Genomic DNA, 14480 nt, shown 5'->3' with positions numbered 1-14480 from the left:
GCTGACGGGATGCCGGGTTCCCCGTACACCGATCTGGACCGACCGCCGCTGTCGGCGGCCCGGCTGCGGCGCGCGCTGGTCGCGCCGAACGGGCCGTGGGCCCGCCTGGAGCTGCACGCCCAGACCGGCTCCAGCAACGCGGACGTGGCCGAGGCCGCCGCGGCGGGCGAGCCGGAGGGCCTGGTGGTGGTCGCGGAACGGCAGACCGCCGGCCGTGGTCGGCGCGGCCGGGTCTGGCAGTCACCGCCGCGCGCCGGAATCGCCACCAGCGTGCTGCTGCGGCCCGGCGAGGCCGTGCCGGACCGCGGCTGGGTCGCGGTGCCGTCCACGGCGTACGGGTGGCTGCCGCTGCTCGCCGGCGTCGCGCTGGTCGAGGCGGTGGACCGGCTGGCCGAGTTGGAGGCCACCCTCAAGTGGCCCAACGACCTGCTCATCGGCGACGCCAAGTGCGCCGGCGTGCTGGCCGAGGCGGTGCCCGGGCGCTCCTTCGCCCAACCGCCGGCCATCGTCCTCGGCGTCGGCCTCAACGTGACCCTGCGCGCCGACGAGTTGCCGGTAAACCCGACCGGGCTGCCGGCCACCTCGCTGCAACTGGCCGGTGCGACGGCCACCGACCGGGATCCGCTGCTGCGGGCCCTGCTGCGGGCCCTAGCCGACTGGTACGACCGCTGGCGTTCCACCGGCGGGGACGCCGTGGCCAGCGGCCTGCGCGACGCGTATGTGGCGGCCTGCGCGACGATCGGCCGACAGGTACGCGTTCTGCTGCCCAACGGCGGCGACCTGACCGGCACCGCCACCGGCATAGACAACGACGGCCAGCTCCAGCTGTCCACCCCCACCGGAACCCGCGTGATAGCCGCAGGAGACGTGCTCCACCTCCGCTGAACCCCAACCCCCGCCCCGCCCCGCCCCCGCCCCGCCCCCGCCCCGCCCCCGCCCAGCCCCGCCCCCGCGATCTTGCGGTTTCTGTCGTGGCAAAACCGGCTTAGGCCGCGTAACGGCGACCGAAAATGCAAGATCGCGGAAGGTGGGGTGGGGCCGCGTGGCGGATGTTGCGGTGGGGCTCGGGGGGTTTACCGTCGGCGCGTCGAGTAACTGGCGTTGGAGGTTGTCGTGGCGTTTCCCGAAGACGTGCTCACGAAGGACGAGCACGTCGTGCTGCACCTGCACCCGCACTGGAAGGCGCTGATCCGGCCGATCGTGGTGCTGGTGCTGGCCATCGCCGCGGTGGTGGTCGGCGTGCTCCTGCTGCCCGAGAGCAGCGGTGGTTCGATCGCGCTGGCCGTGATCGGGGTGATCGCCCTGGTCGCGGTCCTCTGGCTCGGTCTGTGGCCGTTCCTGGTCTGGCGTACCACCCACTACCTGTTCACCAACGAGCGCGTGCTGTTGCAGCAGGGCGTCTTCTCCCGGGACCGGCGGGACCTCCCGCTCACCCGGGTCAACGACCACTCGATGAACCAGCACTTCTTCGAGCGGCTGCTCGGCTGCGGGACCCTCACGATCGAGTCAGCCGGCGAGCGCGGCCAGTCGGTGCTCGTCGACGTGCCGGGTGTCAGCCGGGTGCAGACCACGCTCTACGAGCTGGTCGAGGAGCAGCACGACAAGCACTCGCTGGGCGACGGGGAGATGCGCGACATCCTCGCCGACATGCGCGAGGGCAAGCCGTTGCGCGACACCACGAGCTGATTCCGTTCAGCGCTGACCGTCCCGGCCCCGAACGCGCCGGGGCGGGGCGGTCAGGCGCGTTGTTCGGCCACGGGCCCCGCGGACGCTGACGGCCGTCCGGCCTCGGACGGCCCGGCCTCCGCTCGTCCGCCCTCGGACGGCCCGATCTCCGCTCGTCCGGCCTCGGCTGGCGGGGGCCCGGCCTCGGCTGGCCCGGTTTCCGCCGGTCCGTCCTTGGCTGCTCCCTCCTCCGCCGGTCGGGTCTTGGCGGCGTCCCTTTCCGGCGGGCCGCTCTCGCCTGGTGTGGCCTCGGGGGCCGTCTCGACCGGGCGTAGCGCGAACCAGCCACGGAAGCGGGTCCGCAGCACCTCCTGCTCGGGCCGGTTGTCCGGGCCGAGGCGGAGCATGGTGCCGGTGAGGATGACGGTGCCGAGCCCGGGGCGGGCGGCCGACGGGCGGGCGCCGATCACGTCGACCCGGACGGCGAGACGGTCCCCGGCGCGTACCGGGGCGAGCCACCGCAACTCCTCCAGACCGGGGGAGGCGTCCGCCGCCGCGCGGGACAGCAGGTGATCGACGTACGCCCGCATGAACAGGCTGACCGTGTAGAAGCCGCTGGCGATCACGCCGCCGTGCCGACTGGCCTCGGCCAGCTGCGGGTCGACGTGGTACCACTGCGGGTCGAAGCGACGGGCGAAGGCCAGCATCTCGTCGCCGTCCACGGTCACCGTCCCGAGGTCCACGGTGAGCCCGGGGACGAGATCCTCGAAGAACAGCGCGGCGGGCGCCCCGGTGCCGGAGCGGATGGCGGGAGGCGTCACCGGCGGGGCGCTCGACGGGTGCCGGCGTGCAGCTCCGCGGCGAGTTCCGCGTCCAGATCGGCGGGGAGGCCGGCGGTCAACGGTGCGGGCCGTTGCTGGGCGGGAGCGGCGCCGGTCGGGCCGGGTGTCGGGTCGGGGCGGTCACTGGACTGCGACTCTTCCAGCTCGGAGACGGATTCGGCCAGCTCGGCGACCGGGTCCATCTCGGCCATGGTGTCCCACTCGTCGCGCGGGATGTCGTGCCAGGTGGGCTCGGCCTTGGTCTCGTCCTCGGCCGGGGAGACGGGCTGGAAGACGAAGGTCCGGTACGACCAGAACCGGAACAGCGTGGCCAGCAGCACACCGGCGGTCTTCGCCACGTTCAGCCCCAGCAGACCGTGCACGCCGAGCCCGTACTTGGCCGCGGCCACGGCGCCCAGTTCGATGAGCAGGCCAGCCCCGTTGAACACGAAGAACAGGATGTACTCCCGACGAAGCGCCGATTTGGGGCGATCCCGGTACGTCCAGTGGCGATTCATCAGATACGACGTGATCGTTGCGACGATGGTCGCGATCACGGTCGCCTTCAACTGACCGTTGACGAAAACGGTAAGTGCAAGGACATTGAACACCGCGTAATTGATGACGGTGTTGACGCCGCCGACGATGCCGAATTTGAGCGCCTCGTTGATGAACTTCTGCCAACGTTTAGGCAGCAGACGGACAAGACGCATGCGAAACACCTTAGGGCAGTCGGTGAAGCCGGCGATCACCGGCCGGACGAGGTGGGCGGCGGGTCACGCACCGTGGTCTCGGTCGTGCTCCACCTGCGGAACGATCGGAGTTCCCGCTTCGACGAAGACGAACCGCCGGTACGACCAGAATCGGAACAGCGTCCCGAGGCCCGTGCCGACGACGAAGCTGGCGATGTTGTCGGCCAGCTGTGTCTGGAACACGCCCGGCCAGATGCTGCCGAGCCCGTACCGGCTGATCGCGAGGCAGGCCACCGCGATGCCGAGGCCGACGGCGTTGAAGAAGAAGAACAGCGCGTACTCCCGCGCGGGGTTGCTGCGCTGGCGGTGCCGCCAGGTCCAGAACCGGTTGCCGAGGAAGGCGAAGGTCGCCGCGATCACGGTCGAGATCGTCTTCGCCGTCACCTGCTCCATGCCCTGCGCGGTGGTCAGGTAGTTGAAGAGCGCGAAGTCGATGAGGAAGGCGATCCCGCCCACGGTGGCGAACTTGCTCAGCTCGCGCACGAGGTGACCGAAACGGTCGAGCAGTCCGCGGATCAGACCCGGTCGGGTCTGCCGGGGACCCGGTTGCTCCCCGGTCATCGTGGCGGCCACGGGGCGAGCCTACCGGCTGTCGGCCCGTCGGCGGGGTAGCAACGGCGACCGCGCATCGTCGCTCGTGCCGGCCCTTTTCACCCGGTACGCCGCAGGTGAACGCAGCGTGACCAGGGGGGAGGACTGACGCGCCCCGGAACGGGAATCCCCGTACCGGTCGGCCGGGCGGGTTGGCGGCCCGACCGCAAAGCGCGTCGACCGGGGTGCACGACAAGATTTGCGTGAAACTGCGCAGGAAAGCGGGTATCAGATCGTGATGCCGCAGCGTGGCCGTACCTTGTGCAGTTCTTCACAACGAGTCCCACTGACTAGGAAGGCTGCCCGGTTTACGCTGAGGCCAATCCCAGGTTTCCACGAAGGCGGCGCGTGGCGTCGCTGAGAACTCGTGCATCCCATAGATCGGTCAGCGTCGACCACAAGGAGATGTGTCATGGTTGCTCCGGCTGTAGTGCGGGGTATCGATCAGGCCCCGACGTCCCATCCGAAACTGCTTGCCTGGGTCCGTGAGGTCGCGGAACTGACCACCCCCGACCGGGTCGTGTGGGTGGACGGGTCGGACGAGGAGTGGCGTCGCCTCACCGATGAGCTGGTCGAGGCCGGCACCCTCATCCGGCTGAACCCCGAGAAGAAGCCGAACTCGTTCTACGCGCGCACCGACCCGACGGACGTCGCCCGGGTCGAGGAGCGCACCTACATCTGCTCCGTCGACGAGGCGGACGCCGGCCCCACCAACAACTGGATGGCGCCGGCCGAGATGAAGCGGACGATGACCGAGTTGTACCGCGGCTCGATGCGCGGGCGCACCATGTACGTCATCCCGTTCGTGATGGGCCCGGTCGAGGCCGAGAGCCCGATGTTCGGCGTCGAGATCACCGACAGCCCGTACGTGGTCGCGTCCATGCGCATCATGACCCGGATGGGCGCGAAGGTCCTCGATGCAATGGGGGACGACGCGGGCTTCGTGCACGCGTTGCACTCGATCGGCGCCCCGCTCGCCCCCGGTCAGCAGGACGTGGCGTGGCCGTGCAACGACACCAAGTACATCTCGCACTTCCCGGAGACCCGGGAGATCTGGTCGTTCGGCTCCGGGTACGGCGGCAACTCGCTGCTCGGCAAGAAGTGCTACTCGCTGCGGATCGCCAGCGTGATGGGCCGGGACGAGGGCTGGCTCGCCGAGCACATGCTCATCCTCAAGATCACCTCGCCCGAGGGCAAGGTCCACCACATCGCCGGCGCCTTCCCGTCGGCCTGCGGCAAGACCAACCTGGCCATGGTGGAGCCGACCATCCCGGGGTGGAAGGTCGAGACCATCGGCGACGACATCGCCTGGATGCGGTTCGGCCCGGACGGCCGGCTCTACGCGGTCAACCCGGAGTACGGCCTCTTCGGCGTCGCGCCCGGCACCGACTGGAAGACCAACGCCAACGCCATGCGGACGTTGGACCGGGGCAACTCCGTCTTCACCAACGTCGGCCTCACCGACGACGGTGACGTCTGGTGGGAGGGCATGGGTGAGCCCCCGGCGCACCTGATCGACTGGAAGGGCAACGACTGGACGCCGGAGAGCGACAGCCTCTCCTCGCACGCGAACAGCCGGTTCTGCACCCCGATCACCCAGTGCCCGATCCTCGCCGACGAGTACTTCGACCCGAACGGCGTACCGATCGACGCCATCCTCTTCGGTGGTCGCCGCCGGGACACCATCCCGCTGGTGACCGAGGCCCGCGACTGGGTGCACGGCGTCTACATGGGCGCCACGCTCTCCTCGGAGACCACCGCCGCCGCGTCCGGCGCCGTCGGTGTGGTCCGCCGCGACCCGATGGCGATGCTGCCGTTCATCGGCTACCACGCCGGTGACTACTTCCGGCACTGGATCGAGATGGGCAAGGGCGCCGACGGCGACGAGTCCAAGCTGCCGAAGATCTACTACGTCAACTGGTTCCGCAAGGACCCGGACGGCTCGTTCCTCTGGCCCGGCTTCGGGGAGAACTCCCGGGTGCTCAAGTGGGTCGTCGAGCGGATCGAGGGCACCGCCGACGCGGTCGAGACCCCCGTGGGCATGGTGCCGACCGCCGACGCGCTCGACGTCGAGGGCCTGGACATGACCCCGGAGGACGTCCGAATCGCGCTGAAGGTCGACCCGGACGAGTGGCGCAACGAGCTGCCCCTGATCACCGAGTGGTTCGAGAAGTTCGGTGACAAGCTGCCCGGCGTGCTCTGGGCCGAGTTGGACGCGCTGCGCGCCCGCCTGGACGCCGTACAGCCGCAGCGCTAGGTGTGAACATCGCCTGACGCGGGCAACAACGGACCCATGAGGACGGCCGCCGAGACCGAGGTCCGGCGGCCGTCCGCCGTCCGGGTGCTCACCTTCCTGCTCGCGACGACGGCGGCGGCCACCGTCGTGGTCGAGCTGCTCAACTGGTGGTACGCCCCGGAGCAGGGCTTCGGCCTGGCCGTGCGCACCGGCTGGGCCATGCTGCGCTCGTTCGGTTTCCTGCTGCTGATCGGGCACGTCCGCCGGGGCCGCACGGTGGCCCGTCCGTTCGGGCTGATCCTCGCGGTCACCACGATCTTCGCCGTCGGCCGGCTGATCGTGCCTCGGCAGGGCGTGCCGCCGCTGCCCGGGCTGCTCGGCTTCGCCCTGCTCACCGCGCTCTGTGTGGCGGTGGTGTGGATGCTCTACCGCTCGTCGGCGCTCGCTGGGCATCTGGTTCGGCACCGGCCCCGGCTGGTCATCGACAGGGCCGGCATCTCCTGGCGCGAAATCCCGCCGCGTCGGCCGCAGGCCAGCGGTTGGTTGCTGACCAGCCGAGTCGCGGCGTTCACCTACAGTCCGTTGATGCTGGTGCCGGCGCTGGTGGCCGGAGGCGCGATCCTGGACGACCGTCTGTCCGCCGTACCGGCCGTGCTGTTCTGGTTCGGCGCCGGCATCGCGGCCAGCTACGCGGTGCTGTTCTGCACCGCGTTCCTGATGCGCGGCAAGGACTGGGCGCGGGGTCTGCTGGTCGTCGTCACGCTGGCCGTGCTGGCCGTGGACCTGCCACTGTGCTGGTGGCTGTTGGGCGTGGACGGCCTGATCCGCGACGGCGCCCCGCTGCTCGCCGCCGCCGCGCTGGCCCTGTACGGCCTGCGCCGGGCCTCCCGCGCCCCAGACGCCGCCGCCCCGGTCTGAGAGCCCCGCAGGCTGCTCCCGGGTCCGAGCGGTGCGCGAGCTGACGGGTTGGCGGGTGCTGTCGGGTTGGCCCGGGTGTGGGCTGGCCCTGCGGTGGGCGGGGTTGGTGGGTGCTGTCGAGCTGCTCCGGATATGGGCCGGCCCTGCGGTGGGCGGGGTTGGCGGGTGCTGTCGAGCTGCCCCGCATATGGGCCAGCTCTCCGTGGCCCCTGCATGCCGCTTCGGCAATGGTGGGGAAACTGGCGCCCTGGGTGGGCGGCGGGCGTGGCTCCGACCATGATCGACTCGCGATCGCCGATATCGGGGTGATCGGGCGACCTGGATACCCCGATATCGGCGATCCCGAGTCGATCAATGCCTGACGTCGAGCCATCGGAGCCACTCTGCCCCACCTTTGGGGCAGCTCGACAGGCAACGCAGTAGGCGGCAAGGGTGCCGCTCCGGACCCGTTGGTTCAGCCGTCCGCTTCGTGGCCGCCGCTTCGTCGTCGCCGGTTTCCGTAGCCGCCGGTTGGTGGCCGCGCGACCGTGGCCGCCGGTCTGGGGTTGTCGGTCTGGGGTTGTCGGTTTGAGGGCTTGGGATGTTCGGCTCGGCGGGGTCGTTCGGCTTTCGGGGCGGCCCGGCCGTGCGGCCCGGCCGTGCGGCAGCGGTGCGGGCGGGCGGCAGCGGTGCGGGCGTGCGGCCAGGGGGCAGGATGGCGGGTGATGTCGGTCCCCGCGGCCGGTGTCGACGGCCCAGGTGATCGTCGGGCGGGACGGGTACGAGCCGCGCCGCCCCGGTCGGAGGGAGGCGCGCGGTGAGCGACGAGTTCGACGTGGTGGTGGTGGGGGCGGGGCCGGCCGGGGCGGCCGCGGCGCTGGCGGCGCGCCGGGCGGGCGCCAGTGTGTTGCTGTTGGACCGGGCGGACTTTCCCCGGGACAAAGCCTGCGGCGACGGGATCGCCGCGCACTCGGTGGACGTGCTCGCCGAGCTGGGCGTGACCGAGGCGGTGGCCGGCTACGCCGCGCTGCCCGCGCTGCGGATGGTCTCCCCGGGCGGCCAGGCGGTCGCTCGGGCGCTGCCCCGGCCCGCGTACACGGTGCCTCGGGAGGTCTTCGACGCGCGGCTCGTGGCGGCCGCGGTGGCCGCCGGGGCGCAGTTGCGCCGGCACAGCGTCCGGCGGGTCCAGCCGCGCTCCGACCGGGTGGTGCTCGACGGGGAGCTGTCCGGCCGGGTGGTGGTGGGTGCGGACGGCGCCGGGTCGGTGGTGCGCCGGGCCCTCGGCCACCCGGTGAACCCCGACCGGCACCTGGCACTGGCCATCCGGGGTTACGCCCCGGCGCTGCCCGGCCCACCCGAGCAGCTCATCGTCACCTCGAAGGCACGCTGGCCGGCGTACGCCTGGTCGTTCCCGATCGGCGACGGGCGGGCGAACGTCGGGTACGGGGAGGTGCTGCGCGGCGAGCCGCTGAGCCGGGCGTACCTGCTGGACCGGCTGGTCGCGCTGCTGCCCGGCACCGACCTGTCGACGGTGACCGCGCTGCGCGCCCACCACCTGCCGCTGTCCACGCACCGGCCGGCCCCGGGCCGGGACCGCACCCTGCTGGCCGGCGACGCCCTGTCGCTGATCAACCCGTTCACCGGGGAGGGCATCTTCTACGCGCTGCTCTCCGGTGCGCTGGCCGGTGCCGCGGCGGCGCGTGCGCCCGAGGCGGCGGCCCGTCGCTACGCCGTAGGCCTGCGTCGTCGCCTCGGCACCCACCTGCGGCACAGCTCGGTCGCCGCGTGGTTGGCACGACGGCGGCGGGTGGTCGACGCGGCGGTCCGGGCGGCCCATCGAGATGACCGTGTGTTCGACGATGTGGTCGAGCTGGGGCTCGGCGACGGGCGGCTCACCGCCCGTACGCTGGGCATGATCGGCATCGAACTGTCCGGCGGGGATCGGCCTCCGAAGGGGTGATCCCGCTGACGGGTCGCTACGCTGCTAGGTGATGACGCTGCGGAACCTTATCTACTCCGTGTACGAGCGCCGGCTCACGGCGAAGCTCGCGGGCAAGCCGGTGCCCCGACACGTCGGGGTGATGTGCGACGGCAACCGCCGGTGGGCCAGGGAGATGGGCTTCGTCGACCCCAACGACGGGCACCGGGTCGGCGCGGCGAAGATCAAGCATGTCCTCGGCTGGTGCGATCAGGCCGGCATCGGGCACGTGACCCTCTACCTGCTGGCCACCGACAATCTGCGCCGCCCGGCCAGCGAGCTGGACCCGCTGCTGCAGATCATCGAGGACCTGGTGGTGGAGCTGGCCGAGGAGGGCAACCCCTGGCGGCTGCGCATCGTCGGCGCGCTGGACCTGCTGCCCGCCCAGACGGCGGCGGCGCTCAAGGGCGCCGAGGAGCGCACCCGGGACCGCAGTGGCGGCGCGGAGGTCAACATCGCCGTCGGGTACGGCGGCCGGCGGGAGATCACCGACGCGGTCCGTTCACTGCTGCTGGAGCACGCCGCCTCGGGCGGCACGATCGAGGAACTGGCCGAGGTGCTGGACGTCGAGCACATCGCCGAGCACCTCTACACCCGCGGCCAGCCCGACCCCGACCTGGTCATTCGCACCAGCGGCGAGCAGCGGCTGTCCGGTTTCATGCTCTGGCAGTCCGCGCACTCGGAGTTCTACTTCTGCGAGCTCAACTGGCCGGATTTCCGGCACATCGACTTTCTGCGCGCGCTGCGCTCGTACGCCACCCGCCAGCGCCGGTACGGCGTCTGAGCCCTGCTGCCGGCGGAGGTGAGCCCGGTCAGGGCAGCCGGGTCAGAGCCCGGGTGAGGAAGTCACCCAGTGCGGCCGGAGACTCGATGGTCAGGTCGGCGGCGTTGGCCACCTCCTGACCGGTCTCCGGGTTGGCGACGGCCACGCAGACGCCGAAGAAGTCCGGGTCCGCCTCGGCGCGGGCGCGTAGCGCCGCGAACGCCTTGATGTCCGAGACGTCGTCGCCGAAGTACCAGGCGCCGGTGGCCCCCTGGACCACCTCGCCGATCACCATGCCCTTGTCCCGGTCGACGGGCGGCTTGAGCTCCAGCACCATCCGCCCCGCCTGCACCCGCAGCCCCAGCCGGTCGGCCTGCGCCTGCCCCCACTGCTGCACGGTCGCGCCGAGCTGCGGCGCGGTACGCCAGTGCAGCGCGACCGAGAGCCGCTTGAACTCGACGAGCGTGCCGGGTGGCAGCTCCGCCCGGGCCAGGTCGGCCAGCTCGGCCATGGTCGGCACCCACGGCAGGGCGGTGGGCTCGGTGACGGTCTCGCCACCGGAATGGCTGTGCTCCAGCCCGTAGAGACCGTAGAGGTCGACGCCGCTCACCTCGCCGAGGCGGTCCCGGAGGAACTCCACGGGCCGCGCGGAGACGATCGCGATCCGCTGCACCATCGGGGCCAGCGCCTCGATCGCGGCGAGCGCGTTGGGCGCGGGGCGGACCGCCGTCGGGTCGTCGTCGACGGGCGCGAGTGTGCCGTCGAAGTCGAAGAAGAGTACGGTCCCCGCCGCCCGGCCGGCAGTGATCTGCCATGCCTGATCGGCGTTCAACGGGGTCCTCGGCTGGTGGTTGCCCAGATTCAACGGCGGCACGCGCGTCAGCGTACCCCGGCGTTGAGGGCTCATTCCTGGCCGAGCACCACCGCTCGGCGGCGCGCGATCAGCGTTCGGCGGCTCCCCGTCCGCGGCGTCCGAATGGCACCACCGCAGCATCCTGCCCGTGGCTGAGCAGGTAGCCCTCCACGAAGCCGGTGTTGCGGTCCCCGGTGCGGGTCTCGATCTCGTTGAGCCGTGCCACCAGGAACTCGGTGAGTGCGCTGATCCGGTCGTTGAGCCGCTCGTGCAGCTCCGCGACGACGGCCAGGACGACCGCCGTGCCGGCGCTGGTGAGGGCGAGAAGGTTGACGAGCAGCGGCAGCTGCCCACCGTTGACCGCGAGGGTCACCACGTTGCCGGTCGCCCACAGTGTCATCGACACCGTGGCGACCACGACTGCCCACCACTTCAGGGTCATGGAGAGACCCCTCCTTATGTCCCGCAGGGCTGGGTTCGGCCTTGTCCCGTCCCCCCGCCGATGACGAGCCCAAGCAGTACGAGTACGGACGCTAGCGTGCCCGTTCCTGCCCCGGAGCGAAACGAATGAACCTGACCAGGCGTTCTTTCGCCATCTGAGGAACTAGCCTGCCTGATTGCCTCTATTTCGGACATCGACCGGCAGCGTTGGGCGGTATGCGAGATATTTGATGGTTTCGCGGATGTGGAACTTCTCCGCGTCCGACACGTTCGGGTCGACGAGGCGGCGCAGCAGAGCCTCCACGTCCGGGTCCATCGGTGGGGCCGGCTGGCCGGCGCGGGGGCCGTTCGCGGTGCGGTCCCAGCCGAGCGCGGCGAAGGCGGCGGCCGGATTCAGGCCCAGGCCCTCGCAGAAGGCGACGACGCGTTCGGCCTCGGGGTCGCTGGCCCAGTCCCCACGGACCCACCGGTTGATGGTCTGCCGGGAGACGCCGGTACGTCGGGACACCTCGGTGCCGCTCCAGGCCCGCGTCGCCCGCGCCTCGTCGAGGGCACGCCGGACGAAGGTGGCGAAGGCGATCTTTCGCGCATTGGCCGTCTCGGTCACCCCGTGACGGTACGGCCAGCCTGGCTCGGGCGTACGCCCAGGCACGCTGCTGTCACGCGGACGTGACGGCTCTCTCGGATTCGTGGCAAACGATCCAGCGTCGCTCTGGAGGGGTGTCACCCGGGCAGGATAGATGTCCGTAGTGGCGAATGTAAGCGGACGAAAAGCTGATACTGTCACGCTCATGGGACAATCTACGGTGTGTCACGTGCATGAGACGACTGGTGCTCACATGCGTCACGCCCCCGGTGCCGAGGGGGTGTGGTGACCGAGCTCGCCACCCGAGCCCAGGCCTTCGGGCTGATCGCCGAGGGAGTGGCCGCGGGACTGAGTGCCCCGTGGCGCCTCTATCTCGCCCAAGGCTGCCGATACCTGTCGCTGAGCGTGGGCGACCGCACCGAGTGGAACGCCTGGCGTACCCACCTCGGCTGCCCCGAGTTGAGCGTCCGGGTCTACGACGCCGGCGGGGAGATTCGCCGTTCCTCCGTCGCCGAGGTCGTGCTGGACGGCTGCCGGATCAGCGTCGAACTGGTCGAGGAGGTCAGCACCGACGATCTGGACCGGCTGCTGGTCGCGGATCCCACCGCCGACCCCACCGCGGCCGAGCCGGAGGAACGATGACGCGGCGTCCGGGCCGGGCCGGGGCCGCCCGATGAGCCCGTTCCTCGTGGTCTTCCTCGTCCTGGTGCTGGGTGCCACCAGCTACGCGGCTGGTCGGCTGCACGGGCAGCTCAGCTACCGCATCGGCTACCGCTTCGGCTATCGGCAGGGCTACTTCGACGGTGACCGGGGCGCCTGGAACCGGCGTCGACGCGACGCCCAGGCGGCGATCGCCTCCGCCCTGTCGGTCTCCTCGGCGGGGGCCGTCCGCTCCGCCGGCACGGTGGCCCGCCCCGGCACCACGTACACCGGCTCGTCGTTCACGGCGCCGGCCGCCCCCATCACCGGGCGGCACCCGACCGGCACGCTCGTTCGACGGACCGGCTGAGCCGGCCGGCGGGCCGCCGCGAGCGGTCCCGCCGACCGGCGCCGAAGAACGCGGTGCGTCGTCCGCGGCGGACACGCACCGTCGGGGCCACGTCAGACCGGTGACGGTGGCCCCGCCGGCCGGGATGCGCGTAGGGGGCATGCATCCCGGCCGGCTCGCCGCGCCGCGCCGCCGGCTTCTGCGGGGCACCGTTGCCGGAGATCCACGATCGCCCCTAGCCGGGACGGTCCGCCGCCGCTAGCGTCTAGGCATGGCACGGGGTTTTCCCGAGCCAGCCGGTCCGCCCGGATCTGCGACCTCGCGCACGGGGTTCCGCATCCGACCCCGTGTCCCCGGGCACCGGACGAGGCGGAACACGGGTGGCCGGGTGCCCATCCGTCGGAGCAGGCCTGTGACGACTCGCCGTACCACCGCCGGTGCCGACCAGACCCTGGCCGCGACTGCCACGACCCGCCGTGCCTCCCGGAGCCGCCGTACGGCGGCAACCGCGCCGGCCGACCCCAAGGAGCCGCGACCAGCGGGCCAGGCGTTCGTTCTGGACACGTCCGTGCTGTTGTCCGACCCGGCGGCGTTCCACCGCTTCGCCGAGCACGAGGTGGTGCTGCCGCTGGTGGTCATCACCGAGTTGGAGGGCAAGCGGCACCACCCGGAGCTGGGCTGGTTCGCCCGGCAGTCGCTGCGGATGCTGGACGAGCTGCGGATCCGGCACGGCCGGCTGGACACGCCGGTGCCCGCCAACGACGCCGGCGGCACGCTGCGGGTGGAGCTGAACCACACCGACGACGGTGTGCTGCCGCCCGGTTTCCGTACCGAGAGCAACGACGCCCGGATCCTCTCCGTGGCGCTCAACCTCGCCGCCGAGGGCCGGGACGTCACGCTGGTCAGCAAGGACATGCCGCTGCGGGTCAAGGCCGCCTCGGTGGGTCTGCGCGCCGACGAGTACCGCCACGGCCAGGCCAGCGACCCGACCTGGACCGGCATGTCCGAGCTGGAGTTGGGCGAGGAGCAGATCTCCGCGCTGTACGCCGGCGACACGCTCGACGTCGACGAGGCGGCGGGTCTGCCCTGCCACACCGGCCTGGTGCTGCACTCGACGCGCGGCTCCGCGCTGGGTCGGGTGCTGCCGGACAAGTCCGTCCGGTTGGTGCGGGGCGACCGGGAGGCGTTCGGCCTGCACGGCCGCTCGGCCGAGCAGCGCGTCGCCCTCGACCTGCTGCTCGACGAGACGATCGGGATCGTCTCACTGGGTGGGCGGGCCGGCACCGGCAAGTCGGCGTTGGCGCTCTGCGCCGGGCTGGAGGCGGTGATGGAGCGTCGCCGGCACAAGAAGGTGATCGTCTTCCGCCCGCTGTACGCCGTCGGCGGTCAGGAGCTGGGCTATCTGCCCGGGTCGGAGTCGGAGAAGATGTCGCCGTGGGCGCAGGCGGTCTTCGACACGCTCGGCGCGGTGGTGCACGAGAACGTGCTGGAGGAGGTCACCTCGCGGGGCATCCTGGAGGTGCTGCCGCTGACCCACATCCGGGGGCGCAGCCTGCACGACGCCTTCGTGATCGTGGACGAGGCCCAGTCGCTGGAGCGCGGCGTGCTGCTGACCGTGCTCTCCCGGATCGGGCAGGGCTCCCGGGTGGTGCTCACCCACGACGTCGCCCAGCGGGACAATCTGCGGGTCGGCCGACATGACGGCGTGACCGCGGTGATCGAGGCGTTGAAGGGTCATCCCCTCTTCGCCCACGTCACGCTCAGCCGGTCGGAGCGTTCGCCGATCGCCGCGATGGTGACCGACCTCTTGGAGGACATCCCACTGTGATGGGGGTTTTGTAGGCTTTCGTCCGCATTTTTGATGTGGCACAGATCACAAAGGTGCCGGTTGGTTTCCCATCAGTCTCAC

Annotated in this window: 14 protein-coding genes and 2 pseudogenes; 9 read left to right on the top strand and 7 right to left on the bottom strand. The window is 71.4% G+C overall.

Going from position 1 to position 14480, the window contains the following annotated elements; genetic code table 11:
• Positions 1 to 9 precede the first annotated feature (9 nt).
• Both OG505_RS22575 and OG505_RS22570 read left to right on the top strand, forming a co-directional pair.
• The gene (locus OG505_RS22575; RefSeq protein ID WP_405427304.1) at positions 10 to 885 is read left to right on the top strand and encodes a biotin--[acetyl-CoA-carboxylase] ligase; all 876 of its coding nucleotides are present in this window, start codon (positions 10 to 12) and stop codon (positions 883 to 885) included.
• A gap of 228 nt (positions 886 to 1113) precedes the next feature.
• Entirely contained in the window at positions 1114 to 1686 is a 573-nt protein-coding gene (locus tag OG505_RS22570) for a PH domain-containing protein (protein WP_405427302.1), read from the top strand.
• Positions 1687 to 1736: 50 nt separating this feature from the next.
• Here the strand turns inward: OG505_RS22570 and OG505_RS22565 are convergent, their stop codons facing one another.
• The 4 genes and pseudogenes from OG505_RS22565 to OG505_RS22550 form a co-directional block, all read right to left on the bottom strand.
• On the bottom strand, positions 1737 to 2486 hold the full coding sequence (locus OG505_RS22565) for a MaoC/PaaZ C-terminal domain-containing protein (protein ID WP_405427300.1): 750 nt from the start codon (positions 2484 to 2486) through the stop codon (positions 1737 to 1739).
• Positions 2483 to 3199, bottom strand: a complete 717-nt coding sequence (locus tag OG505_RS22560) for a GtrA family protein (RefSeq protein ID WP_405434642.1) — start codon at positions 3197 to 3199, stop codon at positions 2483 to 2485. Before OG505_RS22560 ends, OG505_RS22565 begins: the two co-directional genes overlap by 4 nt.
• A 63-nt stretch (positions 3200 to 3262) precedes the next feature.
• Positions 3263 to 3957, bottom strand: a pseudogene (locus OG505_RS22555) (GtrA family protein).
• A 57-nt stretch (positions 3958 to 4014) separates the two neighbouring features.
• Positions 4015 to 4104, bottom strand: a pseudogene (locus tag OG505_RS22550) (GtrA family protein); the annotation flags it as partial.
• A 137-nt stretch (positions 4105 to 4241) separates the two neighbouring features.
• On the opposite strand from OG505_RS22550, the gene OG505_RS22545 reads away from it, so the two are divergent.
• The 4 genes from OG505_RS22545 (at position 4242) to OG505_RS22530 (ending at position 9724) form a co-directional block, all read left to right on the top strand.
• Positions 4242 to 6086, top strand: coding sequence for a phosphoenolpyruvate carboxykinase (GTP) (locus OG505_RS22545; RefSeq protein WP_405427298.1), 1845 nt, complete (start codon positions 4242 to 4244; stop codon positions 6084 to 6086).
• A gap of 36 nt (positions 6087 to 6122) precedes the next feature.
• A complete protein-coding gene (locus OG505_RS22540; protein ID WP_357573312.1) occupies positions 6123 to 6983 on the top strand; it encodes a hypothetical protein in 861 nt (286 codons plus the stop codon).
• A gap of 796 nt (positions 6984 to 7779) precedes the next feature.
• Positions 7780 to 8922, top strand: a complete 1143-nt coding sequence (locus OG505_RS22535) for an NAD(P)/FAD-dependent oxidoreductase (protein WP_405427296.1) — start codon at positions 7780 to 7782, stop codon at positions 8920 to 8922.
• 31 nt (positions 8923 to 8953) lie between these two features.
• Positions 8954 to 9724, top strand: coding sequence for an isoprenyl transferase (locus OG505_RS22530; RefSeq protein ID WP_405427294.1), 771 nt, complete (start codon positions 8954 to 8956; stop codon positions 9722 to 9724).
• A gap of 28 nt (positions 9725 to 9752) precedes the next feature.
• Here OG505_RS22530 and otsB read toward each other — a convergent pair whose 3' ends face one another.
• The 3 genes from otsB to OG505_RS22515 all read right to left on the bottom strand — a co-directional run bounded on the left by otsB (position 9753) and on the right by OG505_RS22515 (position 11604).
• Positions 9753 to 10577 (bottom strand): trehalose-phosphatase, encoded by an 825-nt coding sequence (gene otsB, locus OG505_RS22525; RefSeq protein WP_405427293.1) that lies wholly within the window; start codon positions 10575 to 10577, stop codon positions 9753 to 9755.
• 67 nt (positions 10578 to 10644) lie between these two features.
• Entirely contained in the window at positions 10645 to 10998 is a 354-nt protein-coding gene (locus OG505_RS22520; RefSeq protein WP_405427291.1) for a hypothetical protein, read from the bottom strand.
• A gap of 162 nt (positions 10999 to 11160) precedes the next feature.
• The gene (locus OG505_RS22515; RefSeq protein ID WP_405427290.1) at positions 11161 to 11604 is read right to left on the bottom strand and encodes an XRE family transcriptional regulator; all 444 of its coding nucleotides are present in this window, start codon (positions 11602 to 11604) and stop codon (positions 11161 to 11163) included.
• 264 nt (positions 11605 to 11868) lie between these two features.
• Between OG505_RS22515 and OG505_RS22510 the strand changes: the two genes are divergently transcribed.
• The 3 genes from OG505_RS22510 to OG505_RS22500 all read left to right on the top strand — a co-directional run bounded on the left by OG505_RS22510 (position 11869) and on the right by OG505_RS22500 (position 14399).
• The gene (locus OG505_RS22510) at positions 11869 to 12225 is read left to right on the top strand and encodes a hypothetical protein (protein ID WP_405427288.1); all 357 of its coding nucleotides are present in this window, start codon (positions 11869 to 11871) and stop codon (positions 12223 to 12225) included.
• Between the two features lie 31 nt (positions 12226 to 12256).
• Complete coding sequence (locus OG505_RS22505; protein WP_007455629.1) at positions 12257 to 12592, top strand: hypothetical protein; 336 nt, start codon at positions 12257 to 12259, stop codon at positions 12590 to 12592.
• Between the two features lie 391 nt (positions 12593 to 12983).
• Positions 12984 to 14399, top strand: a complete 1416-nt coding sequence (locus OG505_RS22500) for a PhoH family protein (RefSeq protein ID WP_405427286.1) — start codon at positions 12984 to 12986, stop codon at positions 14397 to 14399.
• The last annotated feature ends 81 nt before the right edge of the window (positions 14400 to 14480 follow it).

Origin of the sequence: Micromonospora sp. NBC_00617 (assembly GCF_045161355.1) — a bacterium.
Lineage (GTDB): Bacteria > Actinomycetota > Actinomycetes > Mycobacteriales > Micromonosporaceae > Micromonospora.
This window is presented reverse-complemented; position numbering and strand designations above follow the sequence as displayed.

What these genes read in the sequence shown, in the direction of transcription:
- OG505_RS22560 (WP_405434642.1), bottom strand. Translation starts at nt 3,199, where the DNA reads ATGCGTCTTGTCCGTCTGCTGCCTAAACGTTGGCAGAAGTTCATCAAC.
- OG505_RS22540 (WP_357573312.1), top strand. Translation starts at nt 6,123, where the DNA reads ATGAGGACGGCCGCCGAGACCGAGGTCCGGCGGCCGTCCGCCGTCCGG.
- OG505_RS22530 (WP_405427294.1), top strand. Translation starts at nt 8,954, where the DNA reads ATGACGCTGCGGAACCTTATCTACTCCGTGTACGAGCGCCGGCTCACG.
- OG505_RS22545 (WP_405427298.1), top strand. Translation starts at nt 4,242, where the DNA reads ATGGTTGCTCCGGCTGTAGTGCGGGGTATCGATCAGGCCCCGACGTCC.
- OG505_RS22505 (WP_007455629.1), top strand. Translation starts at nt 12,257, where the DNA reads ATGAGCCCGTTCCTCGTGGTCTTCCTCGTCCTGGTGCTGGGTGCCACC.
- OG505_RS22520 (WP_405427291.1), bottom strand. Translation starts at nt 10,998, where the DNA reads ATGACCCTGAAGTGGTGGGCAGTCGTGGTCGCCACGGTGTCGATGACA.
- OG505_RS22575 (WP_405427304.1), top strand. Translation starts at nt 10, where the DNA reads ATGCCGGGTTCCCCGTACACCGATCTGGACCGACCGCCGCTGTCGGCG.